The 25035-nt window shown below is 65.5% G+C and carries 24 protein-coding genes; 12 read left to right on the top strand and 12 right to left on the bottom strand.

The genetic code is table 11. The features are described from left to right. Nucleotide 1 precedes the first annotated feature (1 nt). The 4 genes from CCC_RS15220 to CCC_RS15235 are packed head-to-tail and all read left to right on the top strand — an operon-like array spanning nt 2 to nt 3014. Nucleotides 2-955, top strand: a complete 954-nt coding sequence (locus CCC_RS15220) for an acetyl-CoA carboxylase carboxyltransferase subunit alpha (protein ID WP_009869881.1) — start codon at nt 2-4, stop codon at nt 953-955. Beyond that, nucleotides 952-1695 carry a glycosyltransferase family 2 protein gene (locus tag CCC_RS15225; RefSeq protein ID WP_009869880.1) on the top strand — a complete coding sequence of 248 codons (744 nt, stop codon included), beginning with the start codon at nt 952-954 and terminating at the stop codon, nt 1693-1695. Before CCC_RS15220 ends, CCC_RS15225 begins: the two co-directional genes overlap by 4 nt. After that, the gene (locus CCC_RS15230) at nt 1688-2434 is read left to right on the top strand and encodes a TVP38/TMEM64 family protein (RefSeq protein ID WP_236686397.1); all 747 of its coding nucleotides are present in this window, start codon (nt 1688-1690) and stop codon (nt 2432-2434) included. The genes CCC_RS15225 and CCC_RS15230 overlap by 8 nt, the downstream gene beginning before the upstream one ends. Further along, complete coding sequence (locus CCC_RS15235) at nt 2418-3014, top strand: BON domain-containing protein (RefSeq protein ID WP_041041994.1); 597 nt, start codon at nt 2418-2420, stop codon at nt 3012-3014. Before CCC_RS15230 ends, CCC_RS15235 begins: the two co-directional genes overlap by 17 nt. On the opposite strand, the gene CCC_RS15240 is transcribed toward CCC_RS15235, so the two are convergent. Next, a complete protein-coding gene (locus tag CCC_RS15240) occupies nt 3011-7342 on the bottom strand; it encodes a beta strand repeat-containing protein (protein WP_009869876.1) in 4332 nt (1443 codons plus the stop codon). The two genes, CCC_RS15235 and CCC_RS15240, sit on opposite strands and share 4 nt — an antisense overlap. Nucleotides 7343-7521: 179 nt before the next feature. On the opposite strand from CCC_RS15240, the gene CCC_RS15245 reads away from it, so the two are divergent. Next, nucleotides 7522-8067 carry a hypothetical protein gene (locus tag CCC_RS15245; RefSeq protein WP_041041997.1) on the top strand — a complete coding sequence of 182 codons (546 nt, stop codon included), beginning with the start codon at nt 7522-7524 and terminating at the stop codon, nt 8065-8067. Between the two features lie 33 nt (nt 8068-8100). Here CCC_RS15245 and mtnA read toward each other — a convergent pair whose 3' ends face one another. Further along, nucleotides 8101-9189, bottom strand: coding sequence for an S-methyl-5-thioribose-1-phosphate isomerase (gene mtnA, locus CCC_RS15250; RefSeq protein ID WP_009869874.1), 1089 nt, complete (start codon nt 9187-9189; stop codon nt 8101-8103). 106 nt (nt 9190-9295) lie between these two features. Beyond that, complete coding sequence (locus tag CCC_RS15255) at nt 9296-10183, bottom strand: S-methyl-5'-thioadenosine phosphorylase (RefSeq protein WP_041041999.1); 888 nt, start codon at nt 10181-10183, stop codon at nt 9296-9298. Between the two features lie 101 nt (nt 10184-10284). Between CCC_RS15255 and CCC_RS15260 the strand changes: the two genes are divergently transcribed. After that, complete coding sequence (locus tag CCC_RS15260; RefSeq protein ID WP_041042001.1) at nt 10285-10527, top strand: VF530 family protein; 243 nt, start codon at nt 10285-10287, stop codon at nt 10525-10527. On the opposite strand, the gene msrB is transcribed toward CCC_RS15260, so the two are convergent. The 5 genes from msrB to elbB all read right to left on the bottom strand — a co-directional run bounded on the left by msrB (nt 10493) and on the right by elbB (nt 15364). Then, entirely contained in the window at nt 10493-10888 is a 396-nt protein-coding gene (gene msrB / locus CCC_RS15265) for a peptide-methionine (R)-S-oxide reductase MsrB (protein WP_041042003.1), read from the bottom strand. The two genes, CCC_RS15260 and msrB, sit on opposite strands and share 35 nt — an antisense overlap. Before the next feature lie 100 nt (nt 10889-10988). Further along, entirely contained in the window at nt 10989-13151 is a 2163-nt protein-coding gene (gene pnp / locus CCC_RS15270) for a polyribonucleotide nucleotidyltransferase (RefSeq protein ID WP_041042005.1), read from the bottom strand. 172 nt (nt 13152-13323) lie between these two features. Continuing rightward, nucleotides 13324-13593 (bottom strand): 30S ribosomal protein S15, encoded by a 270-nt coding sequence (gene rpsO, locus CCC_RS15275; protein ID WP_009870465.1) that lies wholly within the window; start codon nt 13591-13593, stop codon nt 13324-13326. A gap of 9 nt (nt 13594-13602) precedes the next feature. Further along, nucleotides 13603-14538, bottom strand: a complete 936-nt coding sequence (gene truB, locus CCC_RS15280) for a tRNA pseudouridine(55) synthase TruB (RefSeq protein WP_009870466.1) — start codon at nt 14536-14538, stop codon at nt 13603-13605. 157 nt (nt 14539-14695) lie between these two features. Beyond that, complete coding sequence (gene elbB / locus CCC_RS15285; RefSeq protein WP_009870467.1) at nt 14696-15364, bottom strand: isoprenoid biosynthesis glyoxalase ElbB; 669 nt, start codon at nt 15362-15364, stop codon at nt 14696-14698. A 104-nt stretch (nt 15365-15468) separates the two neighbouring features. On the opposite strand from elbB, the gene CCC_RS15290 reads away from it, so the two are divergent. The 5 genes from CCC_RS15290 to CCC_RS15310 all read left to right on the top strand — a co-directional run bounded on the left by CCC_RS15290 (nt 15469) and on the right by CCC_RS15310 (nt 19211). Beyond that, nucleotides 15469-16965 (top strand): carboxypeptidase M32, encoded by a 1497-nt coding sequence (locus CCC_RS15290; protein ID WP_009870468.1) that lies wholly within the window; start codon nt 15469-15471, stop codon nt 16963-16965. Nucleotides 16966-16989: 24 nt separating this feature from the next. After that, the gene (locus tag CCC_RS15295; RefSeq protein WP_009870469.1) at nt 16990-17295 is read left to right on the top strand and encodes a hypothetical protein; all 306 of its coding nucleotides are present in this window, start codon (nt 16990-16992) and stop codon (nt 17293-17295) included. Further along, complete coding sequence (locus tag CCC_RS15300) at nt 17295-17558, top strand: hypothetical protein (protein ID WP_009870470.1); 264 nt, start codon at nt 17295-17297, stop codon at nt 17556-17558. The genes CCC_RS15295 and CCC_RS15300 overlap by 1 nt, the downstream gene beginning before the upstream one ends. 8 nt (nt 17559-17566) lie before the next feature. Further along, nucleotides 17567-18556, top strand: coding sequence for a methylmalonyl Co-A mutase-associated GTPase MeaB (gene meaB / locus CCC_RS15305; protein ID WP_009870471.1), 990 nt, complete (start codon nt 17567-17569; stop codon nt 18554-18556). Between the two features lie 88 nt (nt 18557-18644). Then, entirely contained in the window at nt 18645-19211 is a 567-nt protein-coding gene (locus CCC_RS15310; RefSeq protein ID WP_041042464.1) for a protein phosphatase CheZ, read from the top strand. A 12-nt stretch (nt 19212-19223) separates the two neighbouring features. Here CCC_RS15310 and CCC_RS15315 read toward each other — a convergent pair whose 3' ends face one another. The 3 genes from CCC_RS15315 to CCC_RS15325 all read right to left on the bottom strand — a co-directional run bounded on the left by CCC_RS15315 (nt 19224) and on the right by CCC_RS15325 (nt 23578). Beyond that, complete coding sequence (locus CCC_RS15315) at nt 19224-20672, bottom strand: TrkH family potassium uptake protein (protein ID WP_009870473.1); 1449 nt, start codon at nt 20670-20672, stop codon at nt 19224-19226. Nucleotides 20673-20680: 8 nt separating this feature from the next. Then, nucleotides 20681-22129 carry a TrkH family potassium uptake protein gene (locus CCC_RS15320; protein ID WP_009870474.1) on the bottom strand — a complete coding sequence of 483 codons (1449 nt, stop codon included), beginning with the start codon at nt 22127-22129 and terminating at the stop codon, nt 20681-20683. Between the two features lie 63 nt (nt 22130-22192). Then, nucleotides 22193-23578, bottom strand: a complete 1386-nt coding sequence (locus CCC_RS15325; protein ID WP_236686398.1) for a leucyl aminopeptidase family protein — start codon at nt 23576-23578, stop codon at nt 22193-22195. 81 nt (nt 23579-23659) lie between these two features. On the opposite strand from CCC_RS15325, the gene CCC_RS15330 reads away from it, so the two are divergent. After that, the gene (locus CCC_RS15330) at nt 23660-24286 is read left to right on the top strand and encodes a glutathione S-transferase family protein (RefSeq protein ID WP_009870476.1); all 627 of its coding nucleotides are present in this window, start codon (nt 23660-23662) and stop codon (nt 24284-24286) included. A 41-nt stretch (nt 24287-24327) separates the two neighbouring features. On the opposite strand, the gene recR is transcribed toward CCC_RS15330, so the two are convergent. Further along, on the bottom strand, nt 24328-24921 hold the full coding sequence (gene recR, locus CCC_RS15335; RefSeq protein ID WP_009870477.1) for a recombination mediator RecR: 594 nt from the start codon (nt 24919-24921) through the stop codon (nt 24328-24330). Nucleotides 24922-25035 lie beyond the last annotated feature (114 nt).

Genomic DNA, 25035 nt, shown 5'->3' on the forward strand with positions numbered 1-25035 from the left:
CATGCATATCCTTGAATTCGAAAAGCCCATCGCCGAGCTCGAGGGCAAGATTGAGGAGCTGCGGCACCTGTCCGATGGCGGCGACGTCAACATCGCCGACGAGGTGTCCAAGCTCCAGGCAAAGGTCGACAAGCTGCTGCGCTCGACCTACGCCAAGCTCACGCCGTGGCAAAAGACGCAGGTGGCCCGCCACCCCGAGCGTCCGCACACGCTGGCCTATATCTCGACGCTGATCGAGGACTTCACCCCCTTGGCGGGTGATCGCGCCTTCGCCGAGGATCAGGCGATCATCGGCGGGCTGGGACGGTTGCGGGGGCGCTCGGTGATGGTCATCGGCCATGAAAAGGGCCACGACACCGAAAGCCGCCTGAAGCACAATTTCGGCATGGCCAAGCCCGAGGGCTATCGCAAGGCCAAGCGCCTGATGGAGATGGCCGACCATTTCCAGGTGCCCATCATCACCCTGGTGGACACCGCTGGCGCCTATCCCGGCGTCGATGCCGAGGCGCGCGGTCAGGCCGAGGCCATCGCACGCTCCATCGAGACCTGCCTGAATGTGCGTGTGCCGCTGATCTCGGTGATCATCGGCGAGGGCGGATCGGGCGGCGCCATCGCCCTGGCCACCGGCAATACCGTGTTGATGCTCGAACACGCCATCTATTCGGTGATCAGCCCCGAGGGCTGCGCCTCGATTCTGTGGCGCTCGGCCGAGAACGCCAAGGACGCGGCCGAACAGCTTCGCCTGACCGCCCAGGACCTGCACAAGCTGGGCATCATCGATTCCGTGGTGCCCGAACCCATGGGCGGCGCTCACCGCAATCCCGACCTGATGATGCAGACCCTGTCCATGGCCCTGGACTCGGCGCTTCGCGACCTGTCCGGCGTCGAAGGCGGCGTGTTGCGGGCACGGCGCCGCGATAAATTCCTGGAGATGGGGCGGGCGGGCCTGTCGTGACCAGCCTAACCGTGCCGGAATTGTCGGTGGTCGTCCCGGTCAAGAACGAGGCCGAGAATATCCTGCCATTGCTCGACGAGATCCACATGGCCCTTCAGGGCAAGGTGGAGTTCGAGGTGGTCTATGTGGATGACGGCTCGGACGACGCCACGTTCCAGGTGCTGGATCAGGCCAAGGCCGTCCATCCCCGCCTCAAGGTCGTCCGCCACAAGACCAGTTGCGGCCAAAGCCAGGCGGTCGCCACCGGCGTGCGTTTTGCCTCGGGCAAGCTGATCGGTACCCTGGACGGCGACGGCCAGAACGATCCGGCCGACCTGCCCGCCATGCTGGCCCATTGGCGTTCGCAACCCGACCATGTCCGGGCCGGGCTGATGGTCACCGGCTGGAGGGCCAATCGCCGCGACGACGGCATCCGCCGCCTGTCCTCCAAGCTGGCCAATGCCATCCGCTCCAAGCTTCTCAAGGACCGCACCCCGGATTCGGGCAGCGGCATCAAGCTGCTGCCGCGCGATTTGTTCCTGGATCTGCCGCGCTTCGACCATATGCACCGCTTCATGGCCGCCCTGGTGATCCGCTCGGGCGGCAGTGTCGAGGTGGTCAAGGTCAATCACCGCCCGCGCGAGCGCGGCACCTCCAAATACGGGGTGTGGAACCGCCTGTGGGTGGGCATCGTCGATCTGTTCGGGGTCATGTGGCTGATGCGCCGGGCGCGTAACCCGGTGGTCGAGACCCTTGACTAACGCTTCCCGCCACGCACACCCGCTGCTCAATCCCCGCGCCATGGCCAAGGGGCTGGTGCTGATCGCGACCTTCGCGGTGATCGGCTTCGTGCTGGACCATCTGGGTCTGCGCGATGCGCTCGACACCCACTGGATTGATTCCGAGGTCAAGGGTCAGGGCCTGCGGGGCGACGTCCTGTTCGTCCTGATCGGCGCCCTGGCCGTTTGTGTCGGCCTGCCGCGTCAGGGGGTCTGCTTTCTGGCAGGCTATGCCTTCGGCTTCGCCGAGGGGCTCTTGTGGTCCAGCCTGGCCTCCCTGATCGGCTGCGTCATCACCTTTTTCTATGCCCGCCTGATGGGCCGCAACTTCGTCACCACCCGCTACCCCGAGCGCGTGGCGCGCCTCGACGCCTTTCTGGCTGGCAACGCTTTCGCCATGACGCTGTTGATCCGTCTGCTGCCGGTGGGCAGCAATCTGGTCACCAATCTGGCCGCTGGCGTGGCGGGGGTCCGGCCGATGCCATTTTTTCTAGGGTCCATGCTGGGCTACCTGCCCCAGACCGTCGTCTTCGCGCTGCTGGGCAGCGGTATCCAGGTGGATCCAGTGTTCCGCATCGGAGCCAGCGTGGTATTGTTCGTCACCTCCGGGGTGATGGGTGTATGGCTGTTCCGCCGCTTCCGCCACGGCAGGCATCTGGACGCCGCCACCGAGGCGGTCATCGAAGACGATGGCGAGGCAACCAATGAACAGACCCGCTAAAGCCCTTTGCCTTTGCTTCGGCCTGCTGGGCCTGATCGCCTGTACGCCCGATCAGGGCGGCCCGACCGTGAGCGCCCCGCCGCGCGGCGGCGATGTCAGCGTGGACGCCCAGGGCCGGGTGGTGCGCCCCAGGGCCGAACGCAATTGGGACGATTCGGTGGGAAAGAAGGTTCAGTCCCTGCTGATCCAATCGGACCGCGAAGCCTTCAAGGGCGTGTCCGTCCGCGCCTGGGATGGCGGCGTGCTGCTGACCGGCGCCGTCGCCAAGCCCGACCAGCGCCGCCGCGCCGCCGAGACGGCCCGGAGTGTCGAAGGCGTCTCCCAGGTCTTTGACGATCTGGTCCTGACCGAAAATCCCGGCCATCCCAATTACGTGCCCGATGCCAATCTGGAACAGCGCATCTATGCCGGGCTGCTTGGTGACGACGGCATCAGCGGAGCCTATGTGATCCGCATGGTCAACGGCGTCGCCTTCTTGCAAGGTACCACCCGTTCCAGGGCGGATGCGGAAAAGGCCGCCGATTTCGTGCGCGGCTTCGACGGCGTCAAATGGGTGGTCGACCGCGTATCGGTTCGCTAGAACAGCGACACTAGACTGTCAATCTGGGTCGTGCTCATGGCCGCCACCTGGGCCGAGGTGAAGGCCCCTGCCTGGGTGGCGTTCAGGGATAGAATCTGGGTAGTGCTGAGCAGGGCCACGCCGGTGGTGGCGATGGCCGTCATCTGGGTGGCGGTCAATCCATCCATCTGACTGGTGGTCAGCCCCACCACGCTGGTCGTGCCAAGCGCCCCCAACTGGGTGGTGGTCAGCGTTCCCAACTGTGCCGAAGTGACCCCGCCGAACTGGGTGGTGGACAGCCCCGCAATTCCGGTGGAACTCAGGCTTCTCACCTGAGTGGTGGAAAGCGCCCCCAGCTGGGTGGTGGAAATTCCCTGCAGCTGAGTCGTGCCAAGCGCCACCATGGTGCTGGCCGACAGCCCCGAAATCTGGGTGGTGGACAGGCTGCCCAGGGCGGTCGAGCTCAGGCCCGCCACGGCGGTGGACAACAAGAAGCCCAGGGCGGTGGAGGTCAGTCCGCCCATCTGGGTCGTGGACAAGGCGGCGAGATCGGTGGAATCCAGACCGCGGGCCTGGGCGGCCGAGAGGGTGGCAATCTGGGTGGTGGACAGGGCGCGCCATTGGGTGGTGGAAAGCGCGGAAAGGCTGGTCGCGGTCAAGGCGATCATCTGGGTCGTACTGAGCGCCGAGATCTCGGTCGAAGTCAGCCCGCCCACCTGGGTCGTGCTCAGAATCGCGGTCTGCGTAGCGGTCAGTCCGCCCAGTTGGGTGGTGGAAAGACCGGTCAGCGACGTGGTGGTCAATGCCTGGATGGAGGTGGTGGATATTTTCGACAGCTGGGTCGTGGACAATCCCGACACCTGGGTCGTGGTCAGGGCACTGACCACCGACGAGCTCAACTGGGCGATTCCCGTCGTGGAAATCGCCCCGATGGCCGTGGAGGTCACACCGGTCAGTTGAGTGGTGGTCAGAGCGGTCAAGGCCCCCTGGCTGAGCCCCGACACCTGGGTGGTGCTCAGCAGCCCCAAGGTGGTGGTCGACAGTCCCAGAACCTGGGTGGTGGACAGCGACGCCATCTGGGTGGTCGATAGCACCGCCAGCTGGGTGGTGGACAGGGTGCCGAGATTGGTGGTCGACAGACCCCGGATCTGGGTCGCCGTCAAGGCCCCGATCCCCGTGCTGGACAGGCCGCTCAGCAAGGTGGTGGACAGGGCCGACAACTGGGCGGTGACCAATCCGCCCAACTGGGTGGTGGAGAGCGTCGCCACGGCGGTGGTGGACAGCCCGTTGATCTGGCTTCCGCTGAGCGCACCCAGCATGGTCGTAGCCATGCCGCCCACCTGGGTGGTGGTCAGCGCCGCCAGTTCGGTGGAGGTGAAGCCGCGTATCGTGCCCACGGGGATAGCCGCCAACTGGGTGGTGGAAAGCAGGCTGACCTGGGTCGTCGACAGCGCTCCGATGCCGCTGGCGCTCAGAACCGCCAAGGTGGCGGTGGAGAGCCCCGCCACCTGGGTGGTGGACAGTGCCGCCACCTTGGTGGTGGCCAGGAGGCTGATGGCCGCCGTCTTCAGGCTGCCCAGCTGAGTGGTCGAAAGCTCGACCAGACCGGTGGTGGTGATGGCGGCGGCCTGGGTGGTGGACAGCGCCGCCACCTGAGTGGTGGTCAAAGCCGCCAGACCCGTCGTGTTCAGAGCCGCCACCTGCGTGGTGGTCAGCCGCGCTGTCTGGGTCGACGACAGAGCCGCCAGCTGGGTCGTGGAGGCGGCGTTCAATTGTGTCGAGGAAAGCGCCGCCAGACCAGCGGCCGACAATCCCGCCATCTGGCTGGTGCTGAAGACGCCAAGCGCCGTGGTCGACAGGCCGGGAGCCTGGGTGGTGGTCAGCGCCGCCAGCTGATAGGCGGCGACGCCGCTGATCTGGGTGGTGGACAGCGACCCCAGATCGGTGGTCGACAGCGCCGCGAAGGACAGGGCCGCCAATCCGCCCATCTGGGTCGAGGTGAGCCCGCTCAACTGCGTCGTGGTCATGGCCGCGGCCGAGGTCGCGCTCAGCCTGGAGATCTGGGTGGTGGAAAGCTGGGCCAGATCGGTGGTGTCCAGAACCGCGGTCTGGGTCGAGGTCAAGGCGCCCAGTTGGGTCACGGTCAGGGCATTGATCTGGGTGGTCGACAGCGCCGTGATGGCCGAGGTGACCAGACCGCCGAACTGGGTGGCGGTCAGCGCCCCCAATTGGGTGGTGGACAGCGCCGTGAGCTGGGTGGATGCCAGGGCGGCGATATCCGTGGTCTCCAGCCCGGTCATCTGGGTGGTCGACAGCGCCCCCAGATCCGTGGTGCTCAATCCCGCCAGACCCGAGGACGACAGCGCCGCCACCTGCAGGACGCTGAGTGCCAGCAACTGGGTCGTCGATAAGGTGTTGAGAGTGGTGGTGCCCAGGCCGTTGATCTGGGTGGTGGTCAGTCCCGCCACCTGCGTGGTGGACAGAGCGGCGACCTGGGTGGTGGTGAACTGCCCCAGCTGGGTGGCGGTGAACCCCCGGACCTGGGTGGTGGACAGCCCGATCATCTGGGTCGAGGTCAGGGAGGTCAGCTGGGTCGAGGTCATGCCCACCAACACGCCCGAGGCCAGTCCGCCCAACTGGGTTGTGGACAATGCCCCCAGATTGGTGGTGGACAGCGCCCCCACCTGGCTGGACGTCAGACTGCTCATCTGGGTTGCTGTCAGCCCGCTCAGCTGCGTGGTGCTGAGCGCCCCCATGTCGGTGGTGTTCAGCCCACGCATCTGGCTGACGCTGAGGCGGGCCAACTGGGTGGTGGAGACCGCCGACAACTGCGTGGTGGAAAGCCCGCTCAGTTGCGTCACCGTCAGGCTGCCGATCTGGGTGATGGTCAGGTTGTTGACCTGGGTGGTGGAAATCTGGCCCAACTGGGCGGTGGAAAGGCCCACGATGGCCGTGGCGCTCAGCGCTCCCAACTGGGTGGTGGAAAGCTGCGCCACATCCGTGGTGGAAAGACCCGCCATCTGAGTCAAGGTCAGCCGCACCATCTGGGTGGTGGTCAGAGCCGACAACTGGGTGGTGGTGACGGCGGCCAGCTGGGTGGTGGTCAATGTCGCCACCTGCGAGATGTTCAGCCCCGCCATCTGGGTGGTGGTGAAATTGTTTACCTGGGTGGTGGACAAGGCCTGCAGCGCCGTCCCCGACAATTGGTTGACCTGGGTGGTCGACAGCCCCCCCATCCCCGTGGTGGTCAGCCCGCCGATCTGGGTGGCGGTCAATGCGCCGATCTGGGTGCTGCCCAGACCACCGAGCTGGGTGGTCGATAGCGCGGTGATCTGCGTGGTGGACAGGCCGGTCACATTGGTGGCGGTCAGCGCGCCCAGTTGCGTGGTGGTCAGGCTGGTAATCTGGGTGGTGGTGACGGCCCCCAGATCGGTGCGCTCCAGCGCCGCCACCTGGGTGGTGGTCAGGGCCGCCAGATCGGTGGTCTCCATGCCCGCCACCTGGGTGGTGGTCAGCGCGACGATCTGGGCCGCCGACAGGGACGCCACCTGGGTCGAGGTCAAATCCGCAACCACGGTGGTCGTCAGCGAGCGGACCTGAGTCACGCTCAGCCCGCCGATCTGGGTCGCGGTCAGGGCGTTCAGATGGGTGGTGTCCATGGCCGCCACCTGGGTGGTGGACAGCCCGGCAACCTGGCTGACGGTCATCTGGGACAACTGGGTCGAGGCCAGGGCGTTCAACTGGGTGGTGGACAATCCGGCCACGCCGGCCGACGACAGGCCGGTCACCTGGGTGGTGGAGAGCCCGGCGAGATTGGTGGTCGCCAGCGCGGTGATCTGGGTGGTGGACAAGGCGGCAAGCTGGGTGGTGGAAAACCCAGCCATCTGAGTGGTGGTGACCGTATTCAACTGGGTCGTGCTGAGGCCGCGCACCTGTGTGGCGGTCAAGGCCCCCAGTTGCGACGAGGCCAGGACCCCCACCTGGGTGGTATTCAGCGCGCCAACCTCGGTCACGGTCAGGCCGCGGATCTGCAAGGTGGACAGCACCGAGATCTCGGCAGCCTGGAAGGCATCGACCTGGGCCGCGCTCAAGACCGCCAGCTGGGTGGCGGAAAAGGTCATCTGGACGGTGGACAGCGCCTGAATCTGGGTGGTCGACAGCGCCGCCGCCTGGGTGGTTCCCAACTGGCTGATCTGGGTGGAGGACAGCGCCTGGATGCTGGTGACCGTGAAGGCCTTGACCTGAGTGGCGCTCAGCGCGGTCAGCGACGTGGACGACAGCGACTGCACCGCCGAGACGGACAGGGCGGAAATCTGGGTGGGGGTCAGAAACGAGACGGCGGAAACCACGGCGCAGCAATTCCAGTTCGGGAAAGCCGTAATCTTCACCCAATAGCAGAGGTGGTTATAACGCCGGGTTAACGTGGAATGAGGTTTGCCATATTGTCGCCACGCTTCGCGCCGATCTTCCATGGTGCCGCGGCCCGTTTGGCGCCTGGCGGCCATGACCAACCTGCAGGAATTGACCCATGACCCCCTCGTTTAAAGCCACTCTGCCCCTGGCCCTCGGCCTTGCCCTCGCCGTCAGCCTGCCCCATCCGTCCCAGGCCAGCGACGCCTCGGATGTGGGGCGCGAGATGAAGCTGCCGGTCCCGGTGGTGGAAAGCACCCTGTCGGCCGTGGACAGCTTTTTCGCAGCCCCCGCCGCTCCCGCCAACCGCATGGTCAGCGGCATGGTCAAGGAACTGGCCCTCAAGGCCATCCGACATCGTATGAGCAATCTGGAAGACAGCCTCCCCGGCAAGTCCTCGGACTCCGCCTTCGAGGACCGCAACGCCAATTACAAGGCCGTCGTCCGCACCACCCGGCACGAGACCACCGAAGCGCGGGAATGCGTGGACAACAAGGTCGTCCTGACCGCCTCGGAGGGCGTGCCGGTGATCAAGGACGGCGCCTTCATCTTCGACACCACCCACCCCCGGATCTCCACCTATGGCTGGGACATCACCTTTTGCCGCACCCCCGTGGCCTCGGGCGGCTTCTCTGATTGGGCTCTGGCTCCGTCCGTCCGCTAGGCGGGCATCCCCCGGCGAGGCCTGACGCCAAAGTCAGGCCCGCTCGGGAAACAACCCCCTCAACCCTTCCGGCGACGCCTCGCACACGCCGCGCTCGGTGATCAGGCCGGTGACCAGACGGGCCGGCGTGACATCGAAGCCGTAATTGACCGCCGCCGAGCCGTCGGGAGTGACCTGCACCTCGCAAACCGCCCCGTCCTCGGTCTTGCCGAAGATATGGGTCTGCTCGCGGGCTGAACGGGTCTCGATGGGGATCTCCTTGACCCCGTCGGCGACGGTCCAGTCGATGGTGGGGCTGGGCAGGCCCACATAGAAGGGCACGTTGTTGTCCTTGGCGGCCAGGGCCTTGAGATAGGTGCCGATCTTGTTGCAGACATCGCCGTTGCGCGTGGTGCGGTCGGTGCCGACGATGCACAGATCCACCATGCCGTGCTGCATGAGATGTCCGCCGGTATTGTCGGCGATCACCGTGTGGGGCACGCCGTGCCAGTTCAGCTCGCGCGCCGTCAGGCTGGCGCCCTGATTCCTGGGCCGGGTCTCGTCCACCCAGACATGAACGGGAATGCCTGCGTCGAAGGCCTTGTAGATGGGCGCCAGCGCCGTGCCCCAATCCACCGTGGCCAGCCAGCCGGCATTGCAATGGGTGAGGATGTTGATGGTGCGCCCCTTTGCCTTGTGATGCTCGGCGATGATCTTGGCACCAAAGGCGCCCAGGCGGGCGTTCTGCTCGGAATCCTCGTCGCAGATTTCGGCGGCGCGCCCGTAGGCGGCGTCGACCCGGTCCTTGACCGCCAGCGGCGCCAGCACCGCCATCATCTCGTCCAAGGCCCATTTGAGGTTGATGGCGGTGGGCCGGGTGACGTGCAGCACCTCATAGGCCCGCGCCAACCCCTTGTCGGAGGCGTCTTCCAGGCAGGCCAGCGCCATGCCGTAGGCCGCCGTGGCCCCGATCAGCGGCGCGCCTCTGACCCACATATCCTTGATGGCCTTGGCGGCGTCGTCGAGGGATGTCAGCCCCACCGTCACGAATTCATGGGGCAGGCGGGTCTGGTCGATGATCTCGACCACACGGCCATCGGCGCCCAGCCAGATGGTGCGGTAAGAGGTTCCGTTGATCTTCATGATAAGTCCTTTTCGTCCCTCAAGCGCCGGGCGCGGCCCCGAAGGGCCGCTTGGCTTTTCGCGCCATAAGGCGCGCGTCGCGTTGCTCCTAGGGGTTAGGCGATGCCTAACCCTTCAGCACCCGACCCGCCACGGCGTCGAGCTTGCCCACCACGGACGCGTCGCGGACCTCGCCATGGGTGATGATGGCGTTGTCGAGCGCGGTGTGGCAGCCCTTGGCACAGGGAGCGCTTCGCCCCGTCACCTTGGGGGCAACGGATTTGACCAGGGAGCGGGCGCGATCGGCATTGGCCAGCAGCACCTTGACGATGGCGTCCACGGTGACCGCGTCATGGTCGGGATGCCAGCAATCGTAATCGGTGACCATGGCGACGCTGGCGTAGCACATCTCCGCCTCGCGGGCCAATTTGGCCTCGGGCATATTGGTCATGCCGATGACGTCACAGCCCCACTGGCGATAGAGATTGCTTTCCGCCAGGGTGGAGAATTGCGGGCCTTCCATGACCAGATAGGTGCCGCCGCGCACGGCGATGATGCCCGCTTCCTTGGCCGCCGCCTCCACCAGATCGCCGAGACGGCCGCAAGTGGGGTGCGCCATGGAGATATGGGCCACCAGACCGCTTTCGAAAAAGCTCTTGGTGCGCGCGAAGGTGCGGTCGATGAACTGGTCGACGATGACGAAGGTGCCGGGCGGCAGTTCTTCCTTCAACGACCCCACGGCGGAGACCGACAGGATCTCGGTGACACCCGCCCGCTTCATGGCGTCGATATTGGCTCGGAAGTTCAGTTCCGACGGAGGAATGCGATGGCCGCGCCCGTGGCGGGGCAGGAAAACCAGCTTCTGGCCGTTGAGTTCGCCGAACAGGAACTCGTCCGAGGTGGGGCCGAAGGGGCTTTCCACCCGCCGCCATTCCTTGTTGGTCAGCCCGTCGATGTCATAGACGCCCGAACCGCCGATGATGCCCAACACGGGAGTGGAATGTCCGTCCGCCATGGAAAAGGCCCTTTCGCCACGATGATCACCGAGACGTGTTAGGACAAAATCGGTGCGGATGCAATTGGACGGATGCGACCAGCACGCATTATGCTGCGGCCATGACCAGCCAACAGCCCAAGAATCCACTGCACGGCATCACCTTGGAAACCGTGCTGACCACCCTGGTCCGGCATTACGGCTGGGCCGGATTGTGCCAGCAGATCAATCTGCAGTGCTTCTTCAACAATCCCAGCATCAAATCCAGCCTGAAATTCCTGCGCCAGACCCCCTGGGCGCGGCAGAAGGTGGAGGAGCTTTACCTGAAGCTCAGGGCGTCTCGAACTTCAGCGACAGCGAGTTGATGCAATAGCGCAGCCCCGTCGGTCCCGGCCCATCGTCGAAGACGTGGCCGAGATGGGCGTCGCATTTGGCGCACAGGACCTCGGTGCGGATCATGCCGTGGGTGCGGTCCTTCTCTTCCGCGACCGCTTGCGGAGAGGCGGGCATGGAGAAGGCGGGCCAGCCGCAGCCGGAATTGAATTTGGCCTCAGACAGGAATAACTCCTGACCACAGCAGACGCAGGCGTATTTGCCCGGCTTGAAATGATGGTCGTATTGGCCGGAGAAGGGTCGCTCCGTTCCCTTTTGCCGGGTCACGGCGTATTGGCCAGGGGTCAACTGGGCCTGCCACTCGGCCTCGGTCTTCACCACTTTGTCGCTCATGGGCTCTCTCCTTCGCCTTTAATGTAGGGCGGAGGCGCCCAAGAAAAAAGCGCGGCCCCTGTCGGAACCGCGCCCTTTCCCTCAAAGCTTACCGCGAGGATCAATCCTCGTGGTGACGCTCGCGCTTGGAAGCGGCGCGCTCGGCTTCCAGCTGGGCGGAGATGTCCTCGCCGGTGGTCTGATCCACCTGCTTCATGGACAGCTTCACCTTGCCGCGATCGTCGAAGCCCAGGACCTTGACCTTGACCACATCGCCCTGCTTGACCACATCGGCGGTCTTGGCGACGCGCTCGCGGGCCAGTTCCGAGATGTGGACCAGGCCGTCGCGCGACCCTAAGAAGTTCACGAAAGCGCCGAAATCGACGACCTTCACGACCTTGCCGTTGTAGATCACGCCCAGCTCGGGCTCGGCGACGATGCCGCGGATCCAGTCGATGGCGCGCTGGGCGGCATCGGCGTCCACCGAGGCGACCTTGATGGTGCCGTCGTCGTCGATATCGATCTTGGCGCCGGTCTGCTCGCAGATCTCGCGGATGACCTTACCGCCAGTGCCGATGACTTCGCGGATCTTCTCCTTGGGGATGGAGATGGTGGTGATGCGCGGAGCATTGCCCGACACCGAATCACGGGCGTGATCCAGGCCCTTGTTCATCTCGCCCAGGATGTGGATACGGCCGTCCTTGGCCTGACCCAGGGCGATCTTCATGATCTCCTCGGTGATGGAGGTGATCTTGATGTCCATCTGCAGCGCGGTGACGCCGTCGACGGTACCGGCCACCTTGAAGTCCATGTCGCCCAGGTGATCTTCGTCACCCAGGATGTCGGACAGCACGGCGAAGTCGTTGCCTTCCTTGATCAGGCCCATGGCGATACCGGCCACAGGCTTGGGCAGGGGCACACCGGCATCCATCATGGCCAGCGACGAACCGCAAACGGTCGCCATGGAAGAGGAGCCGTTGGACTCGGTGATCTCGGAGACCACGCGCATGGTGTAAGGGAAGCTTTCCTTGGTCGGCAGGGTCGGACGCATGGCGCGCCAGGCCAGCTTGCCGTGACCGATCTCGCGGCGGCCGGGCGAGCCCATGCGGCCAGCTTCACCCACCGAATAGGGGGGGAAGTTGTAGTGCAGCATGAAATGCTCGCGGTATTCGCCCGCCAGCTGGTCGCTGATCTGCTCGTCCTGGCCGGTGCCGAGCGTGGCGACCACCAGGGCCTGGGTCTCGCCACGGGTGAACAGGGCGGAACCGTGGGCGCGGGGCAGAACGCCGACCTCGACCTCGATGGCGCGCACCGTCTTGGTGTCGCGGCCGTCGATGCGCACGCCGGTCTTCAGGATGTTGCCACGGACCACATCGGCTTCCAGGTGCTTCAGGATGCCACCGGCCACGGCGATCTCGGCCGCCTCGGTCAGCAGAGCCAGAGCCTTCTTCTTGATGGCGCCGACGGCGGCGTAACGGTCCTGCTTCTTGATGATCTTATAGGCTTCGGCCAGTTCGGCGGGCACGCCCGCATCGTTGAACTTACCGGTGACCACCGCCACCTCGGCGGGGGGCTCGGGCAGATCCCACGGATCCTTGGCGCATTCCTCGGCCAGTTCGATGATGGCCTGGATCACCGCCTGGAACGAGCGGTGGCCGAACATCACGGCGCCCAGCATGATGTCTTCCGACAGTTGCTTGGCTTCGGATTCGACCATCAGCACGCCTTCGACGGTGCCCGCGACCACCAGATCGAGATCGCTCTTGGGCAGATCGCCGACCAGCGGATTCAGCACGTATTCGCCATTCACATAGCCGACGCGGGCCGCGCCCACCGGGCCCATGAAGGGCAGGCCGGAAATGGTCAGAGCGGCCGAGGTGCCGACCAGGGCGGCGATATCGGGATCGTTCTCGAGGTCATGGGAGAGCACGGTGCAGACAACCTGCACTTCGTTGCGGAAGCCATCGGCGAAGAGCGGGCGGATGGGGCGGTCGATCAGACGGGAGACCAGGGTCTCCTTCTCGCTCGGACGGCCCTCGCGCTTGAAGAAGCCGCCGGGGATCTTGCCCGCGGCAAAGGCCTTCTCCTGGTAGTTCACCGTCAGCGGGAAGAAGTCGATGCCGGGCTTCTGGCTCTTGGCGCCGACCACGGTGCACAGAACCGAGGTTTCGCCATAAGTGACCAGCACGGCGCCATCGGCCTGACGGGCGATCTTGCCGGTCTCCAGAACCAGCTTGCGGCCGCCCCAGGTGATTTCCTTGCGGTGGACATTGAACATGGACATGTAAGTCACTTCCTTATGTTTAGGACCGCCGCCGGATTGCGGTCGGTCCCGGCGTCAATTTCTCGTACTGGCCGATCTTCAAACGGCTCAAATACGGACACCCGCGCGGAGCCATCCCCGCGCGGGTGCATTCCAGGCGACGCCCGGCCTTCGTATCGTCTGCTGGCGGGGATTACTTGCGCAGTCCGAGGCGGCCAATGAGGCTCTCGTAGCGCTTGTTGTCCTTGGCCTTCAGGTAGTCGAGCATGCGGCGACGCTGGCCGACCATGATCAGCAGGCCGCGACGCGAATGGAAATCCTTCTTGTGAGACTTCAGGTGCTCGGTCAGGTTGCGGATGCGCTCCGACAGAATGGCGACCTGGACCTCGGCGGAGCCGGTGTCACCTTCCTTGGTCGCATATTCCTTGACGAGTTCCTGGGTACGCTCAGCGGTGATCGACATCGTATACTCCTATTCTTCGGTGAGATTCATGACCCGCACCGGACGGATTTCTCCGCATTCGATGCGAACCAACGCCACCAGCCGCTCTGCCTGCATCGCCCGGCACACTGTGCCTTCGACGAGTTCAGCCTGCGGGTGCCGGGAAACCACGTGCGAGATTGACACGGGATTACCGCTTCGGAGGCGGCGGGCCTCGCTTTCCGTCAGGGCCAGCGCCGGGATGTCGTCCAGCGCGGTCTCGATGGGAAGCAGAAAGGTCCAAGGGGCGGGAACTTGACTCAACTCCTCCAGGGATTCAAGGGAAATCGCGTTTTGCTCCGTAAACGGGCCGCAGGCGGTACGCCGCAGAACCGAGACATGCCCGACAGTGCCGAGCGCCAGGGCCAGATCGCGGGCGAGCGAACGCACATAGGTGCCCTTGCCGCAATGGACCTGGAAATCGGCATGATCGGAATCGGGCTGGCCCAGCAGGGTGAAGGAGTGGATGGCGACCCGGCGGGGCTTGATCTCCACCTCTTGCCCGGCGCGGGCCAGATCATAGGCACGCTGGCCGTCGATCTTGATGGCGGAAAAGGCGGGCGGGATCTGGTCGATCTCGCCCACAAAGCCGGGCAGAGCCGCCTGAATGGCCTCGGCACTGGGGCGAACCGGCGACGTCTCGATCACCTCGCTTTCTTTGTCGCAACTGGCCGTGGCCTCGCCCCAGCGCAGCTGGAAGCGGTAGGTCTTGGCCCCATCCATGACGTATTGCACCGTCTTGGTGGCCTCGCCCAGCGCGATGGGCAGGATGCCCGACGCCAAGGGGTCCAGGGTGCCGCCATGGCCGACCTTGGCGGCGTTGAGGATGCGCTTGACCTTGGCTACCACCTGGGTGGAGCCGATTCCTAAGGGCTTGTCGATGGCCAGCCAGCCATCGACGGGATCGCCCTTGCGCTTGCGGGCCATGGAGCAAACTTTCCTTCCGGTGTTTGGGACTTGCGGGCTGCCGCCCGAACCTGCTTGGGGCCTTAAGGCCCCAAACCCCATTCGTTTTCAAAAAAGCGGAGGGTCCGGGAGGCCTCGGCCTCCCGGTCGGGGTGCGGGGCGAAAGCCCCGATTTTCCTTAGCGGCCCATCAGCGTCAGCAGGGCCTTGACCGTGTTCTCGGCGCCGTCGGCGATCTGGGAGATGGAGGAATCCAGCATATAGCAGGGCGAGGTCACCACCTTGCGTGCCTTGTCCACCACCACGCCGCCGTGACCGGCCTGGGTATGACGTGCCCCCATGGCCTCGATAGCCTGGGCGGTGCCCTGGTCATTGCCGATGGTGACGTCGATGCCTTGCCCAAAGATCTTGGCCATCAGGGCCGGGGCGATGCACAGCGCACCCATGGGCTTGCCCGCCTTGTGCATGGCCCTGACCGCCTTGTCGGTATCGGAATCCACGGCGCAATCGGGACCTTGAGTGGCGAAGGTGCAGAGATTCTTGGCCGCGCCGAAACCGCCGGGAAAGATCAGGGCGTCGTATTCGGCCGGATCGAATTCGCTCAGCGCCTTGATATTGCCGCGCGCGATGCGCGCCGATTCCACCAGGACGTTGCGGCTTTCTCCGGCGGCTTCCTGGCCCGTCAGGTGATTGACCACATGCATCTGGGCGCGGTCGGGGGCGAAGCACTGATAGACGCCACCCAGTCGGTCGATGGCCAGCAGGGTCAGCACGGCTTCGTGGATCTCGGCGCCGTCATAGACGCCGCAGCCGGAAAGGACGACGGCGAAGCGGGGTTTGGCGGTCATGATGGTTCCTTTTCCTCCCACGGAAATTTCCTCGTTATTATACGATTCCCCAAGGCAAGGGCCATGGTCTATCGTTTCCTTTCCCTCGACACCAAGTGAGTCCCATGAGCACCAACCCGGCCTACGCCACCCTGGAAGCCCGCTTCCGCAAGATGAACTCCGTCGCCGAGGCGCTGTCGGTCCTGTCTTGGGACATGGCGACCATGATGCCCGAGGGCGGCGCCGAGATGCGCGCCGAGCAAGTCGCCACCCTGCGCGGCATCAATCACGAACAGATCACCGCGCCCGATATGGGCGAACTCCTGGAAAGCGCGGCGGCCAAGCCGCTGGATGAGTGGCAGGCGGCCAATCTGCGCGAGATGCGCCGCGACTGGATTCACGCAAGCGCCCTGCCCGCCGATCTGGTCGATGCCCAGGCGCGGGCCGAATCCGCCTGCGAGATGGTCTGGCGCCAGGCCCGCCCGGCGGGCGATTTCAAGGCCGTGCTGCCCGCCATGAAGGTCCTGCTGGGTCTGGTGCGCGAAGTCGGCCACGTCAAGGCGGACGCGCTGGGCGTTTCCATCTACGACGCGCTCTTGGACCAGTACGAGCCCCTGGGCCGTTCGGCGGAAATCGACGCGGTCTTCGATCCGCTGGAAAAGTTCCTACCCGGCTTTATCGGCGAGGTTCTGGACGTCCAGAATTCCCGCCCGCCGGTCATCGCGGCGGACGGCCCCTTCCCCACCGACCGGCAGAAGGCCCTGGGCATCCGCCTGATGGAGGTTCTGGGTTTTGACTTCCGCCACGGCCGTCTGGACGTGTCGCATCATCCGTTCTGCGGCGGCTATCCCGGCGATATCCGGGTCACCACCCGCTATAACGAGGACGACTTCGCCCCGGCCATGATGGGCGTGCTGCACGAGACCGGCCATGCGCTTTACGAGTTCGGCCTGCCTTCGGGCCATTGGCGGCCCCAGCCGGTGGGACGTTCGCGCGGCATGGTGGTGCACGAATCGCAAAGCCTGCTCATGGAGATGCAGGCCTGCCGCTCCGAGGAATTCGCGGGCTTCCTCTCGCCCCTGCTCAAAAGCACCTTCGGCACCGAGGGCCCGGCCTGGGAGCCCGACAACATCTACCGGCGCGGCAAGAGGGTCAGCCGCGGTTTCATCCGGGTGGAGGCCGACGAGGTCACCTATCCCGCCCATGTCATCATCCGCTATCGCCTGGAAAAGGCGCTGATCGAGGGGCGGATGGAGTTGGAGGACCTGCCGTCGGCTTGGAACGAGGGGTATGAGCGGCTGCTGGGCATTACGCCCCCCGACGACCGGCTGGGCTGTCTTCAGGATATCCACTGGTATGGCGGCGCCTGGGGCTATTTCCCCACCTATACGCTGGGCGCCATGACCGCCGCCCAGTTGTTCGACACGGCCCGCAATGCCGACCCGGAAGTGATGAAGGGTCTGGCGGGGGGTGATTTCCGGCCGCTGCTGGGCTGGCTGCGCGCCAATGTCCATTCCAAGGGCTCAAAGCTGTCGACGCGCGACCTGATGATCCAGGCCACCGGACGCCCCCTCGACCCTGCGGTGTTCGAGGCCCATCTGCGGCGGCGCTATCTGGGTTGACCACTTTGGAGTAGACTCAAGCCCATGCTCGGCTGGCTGTCCCGTCTGGTCCTGGACAAGCGGGCGCGCGAGGCGTTGAAACGCCCGGCGTCCAATGCTGTGGCGCGCCCGAAGGCATCCACCCCCAGGGCAAAGGAACGCGACCCCGCCACCGCCTTGGCCGAGGCGGAGGAACGCATGAAGCGCCTGCCGCCGGAAAAGGCCCAGTTGATCCGCTCGGCCATGCTGGTGCACCGGGCGCGGCAATCGGTGCTGGCCAATCTTTCCGACGAGGAGCGGGCCAAGCTCAATCAGGTGGCGCTGAAGGCGCTGCTGGGGGAAAGTTCGTGATGTTCGGCTTCCTCAAATCCCTGTTCGCCGAGGAAAAATCCAAGCCCAAGGCCAAGCCGAAATCGGCCGCGGCGCCCAAACCCATGACCAAACCCGCCCCCGGCTCCGAACGCGCCGAACTGCTCAAGCGCGCCCAGGAGGTCCACCGGGCCAAGCGCAAGATCCTCGACCATCTGTCGGACGAGGACCGCGCCAAGCTGGTGAGCATGGCCATCCTCACCTTTCTCAACCAGGGCCGCGAGCCCGACGACAAGAAGAGATAAGTCCTCCCGTGAGCACTTCCCCCGATCCCAAGGCCTTGGCCTCCGGCGTGCTGGCTGGCGAGCGCCGCGCCCTGGCCCGCGCCATCACCTTGATCGAATCCACCCGGCCCGACCACCGCGAGGCGGCCGAGGCGCTGATGCACGAACTGCTGCCCCATACGGGACGCTCGGTGCGCATCGGCATCACCGGCGTGCCGGGGGCTGGCAAGAGCACCTTCATCGAAAGCTTCGGCCTGCATGTGCTGGAGATGGGCAAGCGCCCGGCCGTTCTGGCCGTCGACCCGTCCAGCCCCCGCTCGGGCGGCTCCATCCTGGGCGACAAGACCCGCATGGAGGATCTGTCCAAGGATGCCCGCGCCTTCATCCGCCCCAGCCCGTCGGGCTGCACGCTGGGCGGCGTGGCGCGCCGCACCCGCGAGGCCATGCTGGTCTGCGAGGCGGCGGGCTTCGATGTCATCGTGGTCGAGACCGTGGGCGTCGGCCAATCCGAGACGGCGGTGGCCGATATGGTGGACATGTTCCTCCTCGTCCTGGTGCCGGGCGGCGGCGATGAATTGCAGGGCATCAAGAAGGGCATCGTCGAATTGGCCGACGCCATCATCGTCAACAAGGCCGATGGCGACTTGGCCGCCGCTGCGGCCCGGGCCGCCCGCGACTACAAGAACGCCCTGCACCTGCTGGCGCCCGCCTCGCCCCATTGGACCGTGCCGGTGCTGACCTGCTCGGCCCTGGCGCGGTCGGGAATTGACGAGGTGTGGGCCACCATCGCATCTCACCACGACACCATGGACAAGGCCGGGGCCCTGGCCGAACGCCGCGCCGCCCAGGCCCATGCCTGGATGTGGAACGAAGTGTCCGAGACCCTGCTTCAATCCTTGCGCGACGATCCCAGGGTCGAATTGATGCTGCCCGAGATGGAACGTGGCGTCGCCGCCGGGCGCATGGCGCCGGGCTCGGCGGCCCGCCAACTGGTCCGCACCTTCCGCGGACAACGCTGACGTCACTCTATGTCACAGGGATGGGCCTTGGCGTCGTCGCGATAAACAGGCTATCCTCTGGGTTCAGTATGAAGGTAACGGAATGAACATGCGGGCACCGATCTCCGAGAGCGGCCTCCTCAAGAGGGAGTTGGTGGGGCTGTTCGGCCACCTCCAGAAAATTCGAACCGAACTGGCCGCCCTCAATCCGCCAGGTGCCACCGACCATTTCGGCAGCATGTCGGAACAGTTGGACGCCATCGTCGGCGCCACGGAAAGCGCCACCAATACGATTATGGAAAGCATGGAGACCATCAGCGAGCTGATGTGCGAGGCCCGCGCCGCCGCCGTCGATAACCAGCCGCTGACCCAGGTCTTCGACAAGGTGGAAGACCGGGTCAATCAGGTGTTCGAGGCCTGCTCGTTCCAAGACATCACCGGCCAGCGCATCTCCAAGATCGTCAACTCCATGAAATTCGTCGAGGACCGCATCAAGGCCGTCATCCTTACCTGGGGCAAGGACGAGCTGACCAAGGTGGTGGTGGAGATCAAGAAGGAAGAGGTCGATCCCGACAAGGCGCTGCTGCACGGGCCCCAGCTGCCCGGCCAGGGCGTGTCCCAGGCCGATGTGGACCGCATGCTGGGCCAGGACGCCATCGACAAGCTGTTCGGCTAAGGCTTTCCAAACCTACTGCCGCCAAAAGGCGGGGACAAACAGCACCAGCACGGTGAACAGTTCCAGACGTCCCACCAGCATGCCCAGGCACAGCAAGGCCTTGGCCAGGTCGGGCAATCCGGCATAGGACCCCCCGGGACCGATTTCCGGCCCCAGGCCCGGCCCCAGATTGGCCAGGGCCGAGGCCGCCCCCGATACCGCCGTGACGAAATCGAGCCCCAGGAAGGCCAGCGACATGGCCAGCATGGCGAAGCTCAGCGCATAGACGAACAGGAATCCCATCACCGAGCCCAGCACGCCTTCGGGAATGGTGCGCCGGTTGAAGGTGGCGATCAGCACCGCATGGGGCCGCAGCAAGCGGCGGATCTGCATCAAGGCGTCGGCGAACAGGAACTGGAAGCGGAAGACCTTGATGCCGCCGCTGGTCGAACCGGCACAGCCTCCGACAAAGGCCAGGAAGAACAGGATGGCGGCGGGCATGCCGCCCCAATTGCCGTATTCCAGGGTGAAATGGCCGGTCCCGGTCATCACCGACACCACGGTCAGCGCTCCATGACGCAACGCGTCCAACGGCGCCAGCCCCCGGCTGGTCACCAGCCAGGATGATACGCCCAGGGTACCCAGGGCCAGCAGGGCGAAATACCAGCGCAGCTGATGATCACGCAGCACCACTTTGCGGTTGCCGCGCAGGAAATGGAAGAACAGCAGGAAGGGCATGCCGCCCAGGATCATGCCGAAGGTGATCAGCACGGTAATGGCGCCGCTGTCGAAATGGCCGATGGAGGCGTCCGAGGTCGACGCGCCCGAGGTGGAAATGGTGCCCATGGCGTGGACCAGGGCCTCGAACCCGCTCATTCCCGCCACCCACAGGGCCAGGGCCAGCAATCCGGTGGCGCCGCAATAGCCCGCCAGGATGGAAAGCGCGATGCGCCGCCCGCGCGAGGTGGCGCGTTCGGCCGGACCCGGCACTTCCACACGGAACATCTGCATGCCGCCCACCGCCAGATCGGGGAGAACGGCGATGGCCAGGGCGATGACGCCGATACCACCCAGCCAGCCCAGCAGAGCCCGCCACAGCAGCAAACCACGCGGCAGGACGTCCAGGCCCTTGATCACGGTGGCGCTGGTGGTGGTCAGTCCGGCGGTGGCCTCGAACACCGCATCCATCACCGACAATTGCAGCGGGCCGTAGATCAGGGGAAGGGCGGCGAACAGGGCGGGCACCGCAAAGCCGAAGGTGGCCGACAGATAGGTCTGGCGGACGCTGCGCTTTTGCTGGGGCGTGCGGGTCCCCAGCAACAGGGCCAGGCCGAAGAACAAGGTCATGCCCGACGACGTGGCGAAGACCCGCCATTCCTCGTGCCCATCGCGGAAATCGATCACGGCGGGCAGCCACATGGCGGCCGCCAGGATGCAGACCAGGGTGCCGACGATGGAAAGGACTGGGCGAATATCGATCATGGCTGCCGCTACTCCCGCCAATAGCTGCGTGAGAACAGCACCGCCACGGTGAACAGTTCCAGGCGGCCTAGCATCATCTCGGCGGCCAGAATCCATTTGGCGGCGTCGGGCAGGGGACGATAGCTGCCGAACGGGCCGATGACCTCTCCGATTCCCGGTCCCGCATTGGCAAGCGCCGCCGCCGACCCCGACAGCGCCGTCATGAAATCCAGCCCCACCACGCTTAAGGCCAAGGCGAACAGCGCGAAGGTGAAGAAATACATCACCACGAAGCCCTGCACCGAATCCAAGATGGAGGCGGCGATGGGGCGCTGGTTGTAGTGGATGACGAAGATGCCGTGGGGATGCAACAGACGCTTCAAATGGATGCCCGCCAGGGCGAACAGCAATTCCCATCGGAAGATCTTGACGCCGCCACCGGTGGAACCGGTACAGCCGCCGATGAACACCAGGATGAAGAACACCACATGGGCAAAGCCGCCCCAGGCGCCGTAATCGGTGGAGACGAATCCGGTGGTGGTCACGGTGGAGACCACGTTGAAGGTGGCGTGGCGCACGGCGATGCCAAAGCTCATGTCGTTGACCGCCCATTGCCAGAGCGCCATCACACCAGCGGCGGTGCCGACGAACATCAGGTACCAGTGGGCCTGGGCGTCATCCATGATGGGCGGGCGGCCACGGCGCCACGGCCCGGTCCACAGCACGAAGGACGAGCCTCCCACCATCATGGCGAAGACCGCCACCCACTGCACGGCGGTGTTCCAGTGGGCCAGCTTGGTGTCCGAAGTGGAAAAGCCGCCGGTGGAAATGGCGGCCATGGCGTGGCAGATGGCGTCGAAACGGCCCATTCCCGCCGCCCAGAAAGCCAGGGCGGCCAATACGGTGAACACCACATAGACCAAGGTGATGGAGGTGGCCACCTGGGTGATGCGCGGCTTGATGGCCTCCGTCTTGTCCGAGGTCTCCATGCGGAACACCTGCATGCCGCCGATGCGCAGCAAAGGCAGGATGGCGATGGCCATGATGATGATGCCTTCACCGCCCAGCCAGTTGAGCAAGGCCCGCCAGATCAGGATGCCGCGCGGGGCGGTGTCCAGTCCGATGATCACCGTGGCCCCGGTGGTGGTCAGGCCACTCATGGCCTCGAACACCGCGTCGGTGAGGCTCAGGTGCAGATTGCCGAAGGCGAAGGGCAGTGCCGCGAATCCCGCCGTGCTGATCCAGGCCAGCGTGGTCAGCATGAAGGCCTGGCGCGCCGAGAGCGCGGGCTTGCCCTTGGAATGGGTGCCGAAGATCAGCGCCATGGAGGAAAAGGCGGTGACCATGGCCGAGACGGCGAACACCTTCCAGTCCACGTCGCCAGCCAACAGATCGACCACCGCCGGAATGCCCATGGCCGCAGCCAGCACCAGCAGCAGGAAGCCGTTGACGAAGAGAACCGGCCGAAAATCGATCAAGTCATCTTTCCCCTAAGGAGAACCGACTCATGGAAGGATTCGCCGCCGCTGTAAAGCCCTGTCTTAGCCGCCGACCCGCTGGGCGATGGTGGCGAACAGGGCCCGCAGCGCCAAAGCCTCGCCGCCTTCGGGCCGTCCGGGACGCGCCGCGCCGTTCCAGGCCATGATGTCCAGATGGGCCCAGGGGATCTGAGGGCCAACGAATTCCTGCAAGAACAGGGCGGCGGTGATGGCCCCGGCATGGGGGGAATCCGTGGCATTGGTGAGGTCAGCCACCTTGGAATCGATCATGCGGCGATAGGGCTTGTGCAGCGGCAGACGCCATAGCGGCTCGCCCTCGGCCTCGCCCTGCTCGAGTATTTGTGCCGCCAGCCCGTCGTCATTGCAAAACAGGGCGGGCAGATCGGTGCCCAGCGCGCTGCGCGCCGCCCCGGTCAGGGTCGCCATGTCGATCAAGAGGGCGGGCTTTTCCGAAGACGCCTCGGCCAGGGCGTCGCACAGGATCAGGCGGCCCTCGGCATCGGTATTGCCCACCTCGACGGTCAGGCCCTTGCGGGTGGCCAGCACGTCCAAGGGCCGCATGGCCTCGCCCGAGACGGAATTCTCCACCGCAGGGATCAGTACACGCAGCCGCAGCCGCAGCCCGGCTGCCATGATCATGGAGGCCAGGCCCAGAACATGGGCGGCGCCGCCCATATCCTTCTTCATCAGCTTCATATTCGACGACGGCTTCAGATCCAGGCCACCGGTATCGAAGCAAACCCCCTTGCCCACCAGGGTCAGTTTGGGGGCCATCTCGTCGCCCCAGCGCAGGTCGATCAGGCGGGGTCGGCGGTTCTGGGCGGCGGCGCGGCCCACGGCGAAAATAGCGGGGTAATTCTCGACCTCCAATCCGTCGCCCACGATGACCCGGCATTTGGCGCCGAAGCGCGCCGCCAGGGCATCGGCGGCCGAGGCCAGTTCCGCCGGCCCCATATTGGAGGCCGGAGTATTGATCAGGTCGCGGACCAGAGCGATGGCCTCGACCTCGCGGGTCACACGGGCGCGGTCGGCGGTCTCGGGCCAGACCAGACGGGGCAGATCATTGGCCTTACGGCCCTTGTAGCGGTCGAAGGCATAGGCGGCCAGCGCCCAGGCCGTGGCGGCGCGATCGGCCTGGATGGCGGGCAAAGACGCGGCCAGACGGAACGTCCGCACGGGCAATTTGGGTGCAAAATGGGCGAAGGCCCAGGGATCGTCCTCATCAGGCAGTCCGGCCAGGGCCCCGGCCAGAGCCCCGCCCTCGCCGGGCAACAGGCAGACGGTGCCGGGCTCGGCCTTGAAGCCGGTCTGTTCGACCCACCGGCGCACGGAATCGGGCTGGCCGCCCAGCCATGCGGGCAATTCGCCCTTGCGCAAGACGATCAGATCCGTCGCCGCGTCATCGGCCTCGACCAGTTGCTCCAGCACCCGTTTCTCCATTAATTGCCTGTTGAAGACATCCCGCGCTTGCTCCCATGATCATGGACCACTCACCGTTTGGGAAGCGTCATGTCACTCACTCTCGTCGTCGGCACCAAGCGTTGGTCCTCGTGGTCGCTGCGTCCCTGGATGGCGCTTAGCGCGACCGGAGCGCCCTTCCGTCAGGTTCTGGTCGAACTGCGCCAGCCCGAAACCAAGGCCAAGATCCTGGAATACTCGCCCTCAGGCAAGGTTCCCATGCTGGACGATGATGGGCTCAAGGTCTGGGACTCTCTGGCCATCTGCGAATATCTGGCCGAACGTTTCCCCGAGGCGGGGCTGTGGCCCGAGGGCCGCGAAGCCCGCGCCCTGGCCCGCTCGGTCTCGGCCGAAATGCATGCGGGCTTCGTGCCCTTGCGCTCGGCCTGCCCCATGGATTTGGCCGAAGACCATCCCATGGCCGAAATCCCCGATGACGTGAAGGCCGATGTGGCGCGCATCGACGCCATCTGGACCGAATGCCGCAACCGATTCGGCCAGGGCGGCCCCTTCCTGTTCGGCGTCTTCTCCAATGCCGACGCCATGTATGCCCCCGTGGTCACCCGCATCCGCACCTACGCCCTGCCGGTGGGCGCGGTGTCGGAGGCCTATTGCGACGCCATCATGGCCCACCCGGCCATGCAGGCCTGGATCATGGAAGCCAAATTGGCGGGGTAAGGGCGGCCCGAATGGGCTTGGGCGATAGCCCAATGTGAATTCTAGAACACCCGCCTTGCCCGCAGTGCTGCGGTGATGGTGCCGTCGTCCAGATGGTCCAGTTCGCCGCCCACCGGCACGCCATGGGCGAGGCCCGAGACGGTGACGTTGCACGGGGCCAGACGCTCGGCCAGGTAATGGGCGGTGGTCTGGCCCTCCACCGTAGCGGGGGTGGCCAGAATCACCTCGGTGACGGTGTCATCCGCCGCGCGGGCCACAAGGGAATCGATGCCCAGATCCTCCGGCCCGATCCCGTCCAGGGCCGAGAGCAGACCGCCGAGGACGGCATAGCGGCCCTTGAAGCTGCCGGTGCGCTCCATGGCCCACAGCCCGGCCACGTCCTCGACCACGCAGAGCATGGAGGGATCGCGCCGGTGATCGGCGCAGATGGCGCAAGGATCGATGGTGTCGAAATTGCCGCAGACCGAGCAGGTGCGCACTTTGGCCGCCGCCTCGGCCATGGCCTGGCCCAAGGGAATCAGCAGGGATTCGCGCTTTTCCACCAGACGCAGGGCGGCACGCCGCGCCGAGCGCGGCCCCAGTCCGGGCAACCGCGAAAGGAGTTGTATCAGGCGCTCGATCTCGGGTCCGACCATTGCCCAGCCGTAACAGAGTTCATCGACGAGCCGCCGGCCCTGGCCGGTGGCGAGGAGTTGCGGGCAAGGCCCGGCGCGCCCTTTGGCGCGGGAGCCAAGGCGGACGGAGGTCCG

It is taken from the genome of Paramagnetospirillum magnetotacticum MS-1, assembly GCF_000829825.1.
Classification (GTDB): Bacteria; Pseudomonadota; Alphaproteobacteria; order Rhodospirillales; family Magnetospirillaceae; genus Phaeospirillum; species Phaeospirillum magnetotacticum.